Origin of the sequence: Stenotrophomonas sp. HMSC10F07 (assembly GCF_001807895.1) — a bacterium.
Lineage (GTDB): Bacteria > Pseudomonadota > Gammaproteobacteria > Xanthomonadales > Xanthomonadaceae > Stenotrophomonas > Stenotrophomonas sepilia.
This window is the reverse complement of the sequence record NZ_KV791414.1, coordinates 8,680-20,220: the sequence shown is the minus strand read 5'-3', so window position 1 is coordinate 20,220 and position 11,541 is coordinate 8,680. Positions and strand designations below refer to the sequence as shown.

Below are 11,541 nucleotides of genomic sequence, written 5' to 3'. Positions count from 1 at the left end.
CGACCCGTTGCGCCAGGGCGGCGACGCCCTGGCGGCCCGCTGGCGCGCACTGGCCGCGTTCCGCAATGGCCGCACACCGGGCGATGCCAACCGCAGCGGGCTGGCCGCGATCGATGCCGCCGCCAAGCAGTGGCGTCGCCGCCTGCGCTGCGAAGCCACGCCGCCGGCCAGCATCGAGGCCCATGAGCTGGGCGACCTGCTCGCTCATGCCTTCCCCGATCGAATTGGCTTCCAGCATCCCAGCGATCCTCTGCGCTACCTGCTGGCCAATGGCCGCAGCGCGCGCCTGCACGAGCTGAGCGACCTGCGCGGTGAGCCGTGGCTGGTGGCCAGCGAACTGCGCTTCGAGGCACGCGATGCACTGCTGCTGCGTGCCGCACCGGTGGACGAGGATCGGCTGCGCAAGGCGTGGCCGGATCGCTTCGTCACCGAAGACGTAGTGCGCTGGGACAGCGAGCGACGCGCCCTGGTGGCACTGCGCGAGACCCGTTTCGACCGCATCGTGCTGGACAGCCGCTCGGCCGGCCGGGTCGATCCGCAGCACGCCGCGCAGGCACTGACCGCCGCGGTGGCTGAACTCGGTCTGCAGGCGCTGCCGTGGACCGAGGGCCTGCGCCAGTGGCAGGCGCGCGTCGAGTCACTGCGGCGCTGGATGCCGGAGCTGGACCTGCCCGACTGCAGCGACGCGGCCCTGCTGGCCAATCTCACGCAGTGGCTGCAACCCGCGTTCGCCGGCAAGAGCCGCCTGGACGCGCTGGATGAGGCCAGTTTCGGCGAGGCACTGAAGTCGCCGCTGGAATGGTCACAACGGCAGCTGGTCGAGCGCAATGCGCCGACCCGCATCACCGTGCCGTCCGGGCTGGAGCGGCCGATCACCTACGCGTTGGACAGCGAGAGTGGTGATCCGCTGCCGCCGGTGCTGGCGGTGAAACTGCAGGAACTGTTCGGCCTGGCCGACACGCCGCGCATCGCCGATGGCCGCGTGCCGCTGACCCTGCACCTGCTCTCCCCCGGCGGCCGCCCGCTGCAGGTCACCCAGGACCTGCGCAACTTCTGGGAAAACACCTACGCCGAAGTGAAAAAGGAAATGAAGGGCCGTTACCCGCGCCATCCATGGCCGGATGATCCGTGGACAGCCACGGCCACGCACCGGGCAAAGCCGCGCGGAACCTGAGGGCGGGGTCGGATCCCATTACATCGCAGTGGGCTCTGCCCCCATACACCGCGCCGGGGTCAGAGCCCTTTCCCAAAAGAAAGGGATCCGCCCCCACCCTGCCTGATCCTGAATGGCTGCGGTAGAGTCACACCACGTGCGTCCCCGACTGACATACCGTTTACGGGCAACGCGCGACACTGGACTTCGACCCGAGGCAAAGGACCCCCGCATGAGCAAGCTGACCGTAATCACCGACCGCGCTCTGGAGCGCGCCCTGGAGCTGGCCCACACCGCCGGCGATGGCCTGAAGAGCGCCGGTGGCAGCCTGCGCAATGCGGACTGGATCAAGACCGGCGCCGCCATCGGCGCAGTAAAGACTGGCGGCAAGGCCGCGACCAAGTTCGTGCGCCGCAATCCCGCAGTGGCCGTGGCCGCTGCTGCGGTGGGTGTCGGCCTGCTCGGCTATGCGCTGTACCGCAAGCAGCAGAAGAAGAAGGCCGCCAATGGCCACGTGGTGAATGGGCAGGCGCAGCGCATCAGCGCGCGTGACCGCCGCAACGACACCGTCGTGGACGAGCACAGCGATATCGGCAGCGACGCGTGAATGTGCCAGGGTCGGCTCCCTTCCACGGGAAGGGATCTGACCCTGAGGCACCGCATGAGGGTCGGACGCCGCAAGGCCTCCGGCCCTTTCTGTTTCAACCGATCTGCCGCCACTGCCCCGGCTGCAGGTCGTCCAGCCGGTACGGCCCCATCGATACCCGCACCAGCCGCAGCGTCGGCAGGTTCACCGCTGCAGTCATCCGCCGCACCTGGCGGTTGCGGCCCTCGCGGATCGTGATCGCCAGCCAGCTGTCAGGCACGGTCTTGCGGAAACGTACCGGCGGATCGCGCGTCCACAGCGTCGGCGCTGGGTCGAGGCGCTCGATCTTCGCCGGCAGGGTCGGCCCATCGTTGAGCACAACGCCATCGCGCAGCTGTTGCAGCTGCTCGTCACCGGGCGTGCCTTCCACCTGCACCCAGTAGGTCTTGTCGGCCTTGTGCCTGGGGTCGGTGAGCTTGTGCGCCAGCGTGCCGTTGTCGGTCAGCAGCAGCAGGCCCTCGCTGTCATGATCCAGGCGGCCGGCGGCATACACGCGCGGCGGCAGGCCGAACCCGGCCAGGGTCGGCCGCGGCGGCACGCTGCGGTCGGTGAACTGGCAGAGCACGTTGAAGGGCTTGTTGAAGGCGATCAGCATTGCAGGCACGGCGGGCGGCGGGTAAGGCATTGTCCCACGCCTCGCCACGCGCCACGTCCCTGTAGAGCCGAGCCCATGCTCGGCTCCTGTTGTTCCCTGTCGCGCTGCGCGCGATGAGCCGAGCGTGGGCTCGGCTCTACAGGGTCAGCGCATGCCCCCCTTACGGCTTGATGAAGCGCAGGGTCATGCGGTCGCTTTCACCGATCGCCTGGTACTTCGCATCATCGGCCTTGTCGTGCTGGTTTGTCGGCGGCAGCGTCCACACGCCATTGGGGTGGTCCTTGGTGTCGCGCGGGTTGGCGTTGACCTCGCTGCGCGCGTCCAGCTTGAAGCCGGCGGCCTCGGCCATTGCGATCACCTGCTGCTGGCCGACATAGCCGGTGTCATCGTCGTCGGCCACGTCGGCCTTGGCGCGATGCTCGACCACACCCAGCACGCCACCCGGCTTGAGCACGTTGAAGAAGCCCTGGAACATGCCCTGCGCCTGGCCGGCCTTGCGCCAGTTGTGCACGTTGCGGAAGGTCAGCACCACGTCGGCTGAATTGGCCGGGCCGAACACCGGCTTGGCCGGATCGTAGGCGACCACGGCGGTCCTGCCGAACTGTGCCGGCGCGCCGGCGTACTTCTTTTGCAGGCTGTCGCGGCTGCGCTGCTGGTAGTCACGGCCGCGACCCTCGGGCACCGCCATCGGATCGACCACCGCAGCGACGTAATGGCCCTTGTCATGCAGCAGCGGCGCCAGGATCTCCGAGTACCAGCCGTTGCCGGGGGTGATCTCGATGACGGTCTTTTCCGGTGCCACCTTGAAGAATGACAGCGTCTGCGCCGGATGGCGGAAGCCATCGCGCTTGACGTTGTTGGCATCGCGGGTGGGCGCCTTTACCGCCGCGTCGATGGCCGGCAAGACCTCGATCTTCGCCGGTGCCACCGTGGCCGGTGCGGCGAACGCGGGAACAGCAGCAAGCAGGGCCGAAGCAAGCAGCAGGCGGCAACCACGCAGGGACGAAGCAGGCATCATCGGGACGACTCCAGCGGAAGATGCGGCGAGACTAACAGTCGCAGCGTCCCAGGTGTTCACAAAACGTTAGCGGCGTGCGCGTCGCGGAACACTGTTTTGTGGTCGTCGCCGCAGCACGGTCACACATCGCGTTCTATTCTGGAACACTTCCCCAAGGAGTCCGTGCCCATGACGGCAACCCGCGAACTGGGCCGTTCCGGCCTGCATGTACGTCCGCTCGCCTTCGGTGGCAACGTGTTCGGCTGGAGCGCCGATGAGAAGGCCAGCTTCGCCCTGCTCGATGCCTTCGTCGATGCCGGCTTCAACCTGGTCGACACCGCCGACGTTTACTCGGCCTGGGTGCCGGGCAATTCGGGCGGGGAATCGGAAACGCTGATCGGCAAGTGGTTCGCCCGCAGCGGCAAGCGCGACAAGGTGGTGCTGGCGACCAAGGTGGCGAAGTGGGCCGAACGCCCCGGCCTGACCCCGGACAACATCAATGCGGCGGTCGAGGATTCGCTGCGCCGGCTGCAGACCGACGTGATCGATCTGTACCAGGCCCACGAGGATGACGAGTCGACGCCGCTGGAAGCCACGCTGGCCGCGTTCGGCCGCCTGATCGAGGCCGGCAAGGTGCGTGCGATCGGTGCTTCCAACTACAGCGCCACGCGCCTGGCCGATGCGCTGAAGGTGTCCACCGACTACAAGTTGCCGCGTTACGAAACCCTGCAGCCGGAGTACAACCTGTACGACCGCGCCGGCTACGAAAAGGAACTGGAACCGCTGGTGCAGCGCGAGCAGATCGGCGTGATCGGCTACTACGCGCTGGCCAGTGGCTTCCTCAGCGGCAAGTACCGCACGCCGGCCGATGCGGCCAAGAGTCCGGCACGTGGCGAGACGGTAGTGAAGCGCTATCTGAACCCGCGCGGCCTGCGCATCCTGCAGGCGCTGGATGACGTAGCCAGCAAGCACAGCGCCAGCGCCGCGCAGATCGCACTGGCCTGGCAGATCGCGCGGCCGTCGATCACCGCGCCGATCGTCAGCGCCACCAGCGTCGAACAGCTGCACGACCTGCTGGCCGCAGCGAACGTATCGCTGAGCGTGCAGGATGTCGCGCAGCTGGATGCCGCCAGCGCGGAATCATGAGACCCGGTAGTGCCGGCCGCTGGCCGGCCTGACAGGTACATCGAAGAAAATAATTCAAAAAAATGGTTGCGCGCGACTAAATCGTGGTTTATCGTGCGCACCTCGTTTCAACACCCACTGGACTTCCCTTGAACGCGCATTCCGTCGCCATCGCCAAAATGCTGCCATGCCTGCGCATGGACGGGCCGGCGCGCGCGTTCGGCAAGGAAGACCAGCTGACAACGGCCTGATGCCCGCCCTGCGGAGATCGGCCACCCCGATCTCCGAGGCCTGACGACGCCCTCGGAACGCAAGTCCCGGGGGCGTTTTCGTTTGCGTCGGCACAAGGACCCGCGATGCCAGAACTGCACCCCGCGCGGCGACCCGCCGCTCACTGATCCAGGTTTTTCTGCCGTGCCGGAGGATTTTCTCCGCGTGCATGGCAACGCCTGGACATTATCTGCATCGCAACCAAACATTATCGCTCGCCGATAATGTCGGTGGCCTGCACCCTCGACTACCAACGGTCCCGTTTCAACCACGGGCTGGTGCGCGCGGCATTGCCGTGGCGTATGCCGGAGGTCGCGGACATGCCATCGCCTGGATCGCCTGCTGGAGGCAGGCGCCGGTTCGCCGGCACGCGGTTCGATTCCGCGCGGTTCACCACTGGATAGCTCAGTCGGGTAGAGCAACGGATCCTGATTCCGTCTGTCGTGGGTTCGACTCCCACTCCAACCACATGACCTGTCACGTCATGAATTGAAGCAACACCCGGGGCGCAAGCCCCAGCGGCCATCGTCGCCGTCCACGGTCACTGCCCTCGGGCGGGGCGTGGACGGCAACGGACCGCACGCCGGGCCCCGGCCCGCCGTCACTGCCAGCCACGTTCCGCCCCGGTGCTGCCTGCCGGGAACGACGATGGCAGCACTGCCGGTGCACCGAAGGCTCCGCGCGCGGACCGTCCGCCGATGGCCGCCCTCTTCCGCTGCCTGCACGTGGTGTGCAGGCGGTCTCGCCACGAGCTGATCGACCCGGGTCATGGCGATTCATCTGCAACGGGTCGAACCACCAGAGCCATACAAGGAGAGACTCCCATGTTCTGGACCATCAAGGTCGTGATCGGCGACGGCGAGCGCGGCCTGGTGTATCGCAACCGTCGTTTCCAGCAGATCCTGCTGCCGGGCGTGCACCGCCTGTCGCCGTTCGGCGGCCGCCCGCACGTGGACATCCACACTGCATCGAAGGGCACGGCCTACACCGGCAGCGACCAGGACAGCCTGATCGAGGCACTGGGCGCGCGGTTGGACACGCACTTCGTGCTGGCCAACGTCGGCGCCAGCGAGGTCGGCCTGGTGCTGCGCAACGGCCGCATCGATGAAGTGCTGCCGCCGGGCTGCCGCCGCCTGTACTGGCGCGGTTCTGTCGACACCCAGGTGCGCGTGATGGCACTGGGTGACGAGCCGCGCATTCCGGCGGACGTGCAGCAGCGGCTGGGCCAGCTGGGCGTGCTGCCGCGTGTGGCGGTGATCAGCACCGTGCCGAGCGAGTCGGTGGGCCTGCTGTTCATCGATGGCACGCTGCGGCAGACCCTGGACGCCGGCCTGCACGCGTTCTGGAACTTCAACGGCAACGTGTCGGTGGAGCGTGTGGAGCTGCGTGCGCGTTCGCTGGACGTATCCGGCCAGGAGCTGCTCAGCCGCGACAAGGTGACCCTGCGGGTGAACCTGGCCGCGACCGTGCAGGTGGTCGACCCGGTGCGCGCACACCGCTCGCTCAGCAATGCTGATGAGTTCATCTATCGTCAGCTGCAGTTCGGCCTGCGCCAGGCGATTGCCGCGCGCAGCCTGGACGAGCTGCTGGGTGACAAGGCGGCACTGGACGGTGAGATCGCCGCCCATGTGCAGGCCGCGATCGAGGGCCACGGTGTACGTCTGCTTGGCGTGGGCATCAAGGACGTGATCCTGCCGGGCGAGATGAAGGAGATCCTCAACGGCGTGGTGCTGGCCGAGAAGCAGGCCCAGGCCAGCGTGATCCGCCGCCGCGAGGAGGCCAATGCCACCCGTTCGCAGCTCAACACCGCAAAGCTGATCGAGGACAACCCGGTGTTGATGCGCCTGAAGGAGCTGGAGGCGCTGGAGAAGGTCACCGAGAAGATCGACAAGCTCACCGTGTTCGGCGGCCTGGACGGCGTGCTGAAGCAGCTGGTGACGATCAGGTAGGGGGTCGCGGTGGCGCAGGGACGCGCCGCCGGCCCATCAAGGACATACACGAAGACATGGACACTCAACACAATTATCAATGGCTGCATGCCGAGGGCAGCACGCCGATCAAGGGCTGGGTCAACGGCGTGCCACTGGAGGCGCAGGCGCATGAGCAGCTGCGCAACATCGCCGCGATCCCGTTCGTCGGGCCGTGGGTGGCGGTGATGCCGGACGTGCACCTGGGCAAGGGCGCGACCGTCGGCTCGGTGATCCCGACCCGCGGTGCAATCATCCCGGCGGCGGTCGGCGTCGACATCGGCTGCGGCATGGCGGCCGTGCGCACCACGCTGCGCGCCAACGACCTGCCCGATGACCTGCGGCAGCTGCGCAACAGCATCGAGCGCAGCATCCCGGTCGGCAACGGGCGCTGCGGCGAGCATCAGCGCATGCCCGACAGCATCCATACCCGGCTGGTGCAGTCCGGGCTGGCCGCCGGCCTGGAGAAGATCAAGGACAGGCACCGCAGGATCCGCACCGACAAGCTCGACCGCCAGCTCGGTACGCTGGGTGGCGGCAACCACTTCATCGAACTGTGCCTGGACGAGACGGATACGGTGTGGGTGATGCTGCACAGCGGGTCGCGCGGTACCGGCAACCTGATCGGTACCTACTTCATCGAGAAGGCGCGCGAGGAACTGGCCCGGCGCGTGCTGGGCTTCCACCTGCCGGACAAGGACCTGGCGTTCTTCATGGAAGGCGAGCCGCTGTTCGATGACTACGTCGAAGCCGTGTCGTGGGCACAGGACTACGCCCGGCAGAACCGCGAGGCGATGATGTCGCGCGTGCTGGCCGAGATGCGCCACCGGCTGCCGAAGTTCCAGCTGGCGGCGATGGCAGTGAACTGCCACCACAACTACGTGCAGAAGGAAACGCACCACGGACAGGAGCTGCTGGTGACGCGCAAGGGGGCCGTCAGTGCCCGCGAGGGTGAGCTGGGCATTATTCCCGGCAGCATGGGCACGCGCAGTTACATCGTGCGTGGCAAGGGCAACGCGGACAGCTTCAACAGCTGCAGCCACGGTGCCGGCCGGGTGATGAGCCGTGGCGCCGCGCGCCAGCAGATCACGCTGGCCCAGCACCGCCAGGCTACCGCGCATGTGGAATGCCGCAAGGACAGCGGCGTGCTGGACGAGTCACCGGCCGCGTACAAGTCGATCGACGATGTGATGGCCGCGCAGCTGGACCTGGTCGACGTGGTGCACACGCTGCGCCAGGTGTTGTGCGTGAAGGGGTAATGGAGCGGTGCCGGCCAAGGCCGGCCTCTACCAGAGCAGCACGTCATGTCGGGGGTCAGATCCCTTTCTGCGAAAGGGATCTGACCCCGGGACATTCAGCGCGGCATGCTGTCCTCGGCCACCAGCGCGTGGTGCACGCCGATACCTGCCCGCACGCCCTCGGCAGCGGCCAACATGATGTTGCCGACCGTGGTCGCATCGCCTGCGGCATACACGTTCGGCACCGAGGTCTGCTTCATCGCATCGACCTCGATCAGCACGCCCAACGGGCTCTCGGCCAGCACGCAGCCGAGCTGCTGCACCAGCGGCGTGGCCATCGCCTGGGTGGCCGGCACGAACAGCGCACGCTGGGCGATGCGGCGGCCATCGGCCAGCTCCACTTCCAGCCAGGTCGGCTGGTCGCCCTGCACGCCCAGCACCGGCGACGTCTCGATCCGCACGCCACGCTGCTGCATGGCAGCCCGTTCCTCATCGGTGATCGGCAGGCCCTGGCTGAAGAAGGTGACATTGCCCCAGTCGGCAAACAGCGGCGCCTTGCTGGCGGACATCGGATGCCCGCCAAGCACCCCGATGGCGCCACCGCCCACTTCGTAACCGTGGCAATAGGGGCAGTGCAGCACGGTGCTGCCCCAGCGCTCGGCCAGCCCGGGCAGCTCCGGCAGCTGGTCGGCGATACCGCTTGCCAGCAGCAGCTTGCGCGCGGCGAGCACCTGCCCGTCGGCGGTTCGCACTTCCACACCCTCTGCGCCGGCGGTGGCCTGCACTGCCTCGGCATGCACCCAGCGCACGCTGGGGTAGTCCAGCAGTTGCTGGCGCGCGGCCTTCAGCAGCTCGGCACCGCTGATGCCATCCAGCCCCAGCACCCCGTGCGAATGGCTGGCGAAACGATTGCGCGGCAAACCGGCGTCGATGACGGTGACCGGGCGGCGGGCACGGGCCAGGATCAGGCCCGCGGCAATGCCGGCATAACTGCCGCCGACGATGAGCACATCAGGATTCATGGTGACCTTCCAGGGAGCGATGATGGGCGAGGTGGCGGGCGAAGTCGGCGCCGAGCTTGTCCAGTGTGGTCGCCCGCAGGCGCTGTTCGAGCAGGCGCTGTGCTTCGCGTGCACCCTCCAGCAAAGCGCTGTTGACCAGCTGCTGGATCGGGCAGCCGCCGCCGGAATCGCGGGCACCGACCTGCACCAGCGGTGGTGCGCCCACGGCCAGATAGATGTCATGCAGGGTGATCGTTGCAGCATCGCGGGCCAGGTGGCTGCCACCGCCATGGCCACGGGCGCTGCGAACCAGGCCCGCCCTGTGCAGCTGCGCCAGCAGGCGGCGGATCACCACCGGATGGGTCGGCAGGCAGGACGCCAGCTGCTCGGAGGTGCGCGGGCCGTCCTGGCCGACCAGATGCGCCATCACGTGCAGGGCGTCGGAGAGCGGGTTCGCGGTCTTCATGTAACTACGATAGTTACATTTATATCCCCTGTCCAGGGTCCACATTTGTTCCATACGGACACATTTGTCCTATGAAACAGATCCTTCACATCACTAAACGAAACGCTAATGTGATTCACGTCGCACTTCAGCGGGAGCTTGGCGGGTCGATACCGCAATGCCCCTTCCCGAGAGTGCTTCCCCATGAATGCGTCTGTCCGTGCTCCGCGCCTGCAGTCCAAGCTGCTCGGCGCGGTGTCTGTTGGCTTGGCCGTGGTCCTGCTGTGCGCGCTGGCTGGCCTGGCCTCCGCCTGGTTCAAGTTGTCCACCGAGGTTCCGCCCGAAGTCACGCACAGCCGCGACGCCGAACGCCTGCAGCGTGAGTTCCGTGGCCAGGTGCAGGAATGGAAGAACGTGCTGCTCCGCGGCCACGACGACGCGTTGCGTCAGCGCCACCTGGACGCTTTCGACAACGAAGGCCGCCTGGTCAAACGGCTGGCCAAGGGCCTGGTGACCAGCCCGGACGCGCGCACGCGTGAACTGGCCCAGGCGTTCGTTGGCCTTCACGCGCAGCTGCAGCAGGACTATCACGCGGCGCTGCAGGCATTTGCCGCGGCCGGCTACGATCCGGCCGCCGGCGACAACCTGGTGCGCGGCAAGGATCGCGCGGTGGCGACCGCTCTGGATGCACTGAGCGCGCATGCCACGCAGGTGGCCGAAGCGGCGCTGGCGGCACGTGCGCAGCAGGCGCGGCAGACCCTGCTGCTGTGCGCGTCACTGACGGTGCTGGCCGCGGTGCTGTTGCTGATCGGCCTGGCCTGGTGGCTGCGGCGCGCCGTCGTGCAGCCGGTACTTGCGGTGGAAGCCGCTGCACGCGCAGTGGCTGCCGGCGATCTGCAGCACGTGGTGCAGGTGCGCAGCCGCGACGAGATCGGACGCCTCGCCCAGGCGATGCAGGCGTTGCAGTCCACGCTGCGCGGCGTGCTGGATGCGCAGGCCGCGATGGCCCAGGCGCACGAGGCCGGCACCATCAGCCATCGCATGGACGCCGCTGCCTTCCCCGGCGCGTTCGGCACCATGGTGGCCGACTGCAACACGCTGGTCGACGCGCACATCCGGGTGAAGATGCGCGCGATCTCGATCATGGGCCGCTACGCCGTCGGCGACCTCAGCCAGGACATGGAACGCCTGCCCGGCGAGAAGGCAGTGATCACCGAAGCGCTGGATGCGGTCAAGCACAACCTCGGTGCGATCAACGGCGAAATCCGCCGCCTGGCCGAGGCGGCGGCCGCCGGTGACTTCAGCCAGCGCGGCGACAGTGCGCGCTTCGAGCATGATTTCCATGCGATGGTCGAGGGCCTCAACCGCCTGATGCAGACTACCGAGCTGAACCTGGGCGAGGTCTCCAGCATGCTGCGTGCCATCGCCGGCGGCCGGCTCGGCGCGCGCATGCACGGCGATTTCCAGGGCGTGTTCGCGCGCATCGCCGGCGATGCCAACACCACTGCCGCGCAGCTGGCAACCATCGTCACCGACATCAAGCATGCCTCCGGCAACATCCATACCGCTGCCGCAGAGATTGCCGCCGGCAACAATGATCTGTCGCGCCGCACCGAACAGCAGGCCGCCAATCTGGAAGAGACCGCGGCATCCATGGAAGAGCTGACCTCCACCGTGCGCCAGAATGCCGAGCACGCGCGCCAGGCCAACCAACTGGCGATCGGTGCACAGAGTGTCGCCTCACACGGTGGCAGCGTGGTCGGGCAGGTGGTGGCGACCATGGGTGCGATCGAAACGTCGTCGCGGCAGATCGCCGAGATCATCAGCGTGATCGATGGCATCGCGTTCCAGACCAACATCCTGGCGCTGAACGCTGCGGTGGAAGCGGCACGCGCCGGTGAGCAGGGCCGCGGATTCGCGGTTGTCGCCAGCGAAGTGCGCACGCTGGCGCAGCGCTCGGCGGCGGCCGCGAAGGAGATCAAGTCACTGATCGAAGCGTCGGTGGAACAGGTTGGCCATGGCGCACAGCGCGTGCGCGAAGCAGGCGACACCATGGCCGAGATCGTTGCATCGGTGCAGCGCGTGACCGACATCATGGCCGAGA

The 11,541-nt window shown here is 67.5% G+C and carries 10 protein-coding genes and 1 tRNA gene; 7 read left to right on the top strand and 4 right to left on the bottom strand.

Annotated features, from left to right (window positions below; translation table 11 throughout):
• Both HMPREF3114_RS13750 and HMPREF3114_RS13745 read left to right on the top strand, forming a co-directional pair.
• Window positions 1–1,174 (top strand): ATP-dependent helicase C-terminal domain-containing protein (locus HMPREF3114_RS13750; protein WP_305366809.1); only part of this gene is annotated, 1,174 nt, incomplete at its 5' end.
• Window positions 1,175–1,385: 211 nt separating this feature from the next.
• Window positions 1,386–1,760 carry a hypothetical protein gene (locus HMPREF3114_RS13745; protein WP_005420251.1) on the top strand — a complete coding sequence of 125 codons (375 nt, stop codon included), beginning with the start codon at window positions 1,386–1,388 and terminating at the stop codon, window positions 1,758–1,760.
• A gap of 94 nt (window positions 1,761–1,854) precedes the next feature.
• On the opposite strand, the gene HMPREF3114_RS13740 is transcribed toward HMPREF3114_RS13745, so the two are convergent.
• A complete protein-coding gene (locus tag HMPREF3114_RS13740; RefSeq protein ID WP_053496776.1) occupies window positions 1,855–2,394 on the bottom strand; it encodes a pseudouridine synthase in 540 nt (179 codons plus the stop codon).
• 160 nt (window positions 2,395–2,554) lie between these two features.
• Window positions 2,555–3,412: a class I SAM-dependent methyltransferase gene (locus HMPREF3114_RS13735; RefSeq protein WP_070489928.1), complete on the bottom strand. Its 858-nt coding sequence runs from the start codon at window positions 3,410–3,412 to the stop codon at window positions 2,555–2,557.
• Between the two features lie 168 nt (window positions 3,413–3,580).
• On the opposite strand from HMPREF3114_RS13735, the gene HMPREF3114_RS13730 reads away from it, so the two are divergent.
• From HMPREF3114_RS13730 to HMPREF3114_RS13715, 4 genes are all read left to right on the top strand, one after another.
• Window positions 3,581–4,537 (top strand): aldo/keto reductase, encoded by a 957-nt coding sequence (locus HMPREF3114_RS13730; protein WP_053496774.1) that lies wholly within the window; start codon window positions 3,581–3,583, stop codon window positions 4,535–4,537.
• Between the two features lie 646 nt (window positions 4,538–5,183).
• Window positions 5,184–5,254 (top strand) — tRNA-Gln (locus HMPREF3114_RS13725).
• 356 nt (window positions 5,255–5,610) lie between these two features.
• Window positions 5,611–6,735 carry a slipin family protein gene (locus HMPREF3114_RS13720; protein ID WP_070489927.1) on the top strand — a complete coding sequence of 375 codons (1,125 nt, stop codon included), beginning with the start codon at window positions 5,611–5,613 and terminating at the stop codon, window positions 6,733–6,735.
• Window positions 6,736–6,791: 56 nt separating this feature from the next.
• A complete protein-coding gene (locus HMPREF3114_RS13715) occupies window positions 6,792–8,012 on the top strand; it encodes an RtcB family protein (RefSeq protein ID WP_070489926.1) in 1,221 nt (406 codons plus the stop codon).
• Between the two features lie 95 nt (window positions 8,013–8,107).
• Here the strand turns inward: HMPREF3114_RS13715 and HMPREF3114_RS13710 are convergent, their stop codons facing one another.
• Together HMPREF3114_RS13710 and HMPREF3114_RS13705 are read right to left on the bottom strand one after the other, a co-directional pair.
• On the bottom strand, window positions 8,108–9,013 hold the full coding sequence (locus HMPREF3114_RS13710) for an NAD(P)/FAD-dependent oxidoreductase (RefSeq protein ID WP_070489925.1): 906 nt from the start codon (window positions 9,011–9,013) through the stop codon (window positions 8,108–8,110).
• Window positions 9,003–9,458: an Rrf2 family transcriptional regulator gene (locus HMPREF3114_RS13705; RefSeq protein WP_065177851.1), complete on the bottom strand. Its 456-nt coding sequence runs from the start codon at window positions 9,456–9,458 to the stop codon at window positions 9,003–9,005. Before HMPREF3114_RS13705 ends, HMPREF3114_RS13710 begins: the two co-directional genes overlap by 11 nt.
• Window positions 9,459–9,641: 183 nt before the next feature.
• On the opposite strand from HMPREF3114_RS13705, the gene HMPREF3114_RS13700 reads away from it, so the two are divergent.
• Window positions 9,642–11,541: methyl-accepting chemotaxis protein (locus HMPREF3114_RS13700; protein WP_176746384.1), on the top strand; the 1,900-nt coding region annotated here is incomplete at its 3' end.

Coding starts and splice junctions, on each gene's coding strand:
- HMPREF3114_RS13745 (WP_005420251.1), top strand. CDS start 1,386: ATGAGCAAGCTGACCGTAATCACCGACCGCGCTCTGGAGCGCGCCCTG.
- HMPREF3114_RS13740 (WP_053496776.1), bottom strand. CDS start 2,394: ATGCTGATCGCCTTCAACAAGCCCTTCAACGTGCTCTGCCAGTTCACC.
- HMPREF3114_RS13735 (WP_070489928.1), bottom strand. CDS start 3,412: ATGATGCCTGCTTCGTCCCTGCGTGGTTGCCGCCTGCTGCTTGCTTCG.
- HMPREF3114_RS13730 (WP_053496774.1), top strand. CDS start 3,581: ATGACGGCAACCCGCGAACTGGGCCGTTCCGGCCTGCATGTACGTCCG.
- HMPREF3114_RS13720 (WP_070489927.1), top strand. CDS start 5,611: ATGTTCTGGACCATCAAGGTCGTGATCGGCGACGGCGAGCGCGGCCTG.
- HMPREF3114_RS13715 (WP_070489926.1), top strand. CDS start 6,792: ATGGACACTCAACACAATTATCAATGGCTGCATGCCGAGGGCAGCACG.
- HMPREF3114_RS13710 (WP_070489925.1), bottom strand. CDS start 9,013: ATGAATCCTGATGTGCTCATCGTCGGCGGCAGTTATGCCGGCATTGCC.
- HMPREF3114_RS13705 (WP_065177851.1), bottom strand. CDS start 9,458: ATGAAGACCGCGAACCCGCTCTCCGACGCCCTGCACGTGATGGCGCAT.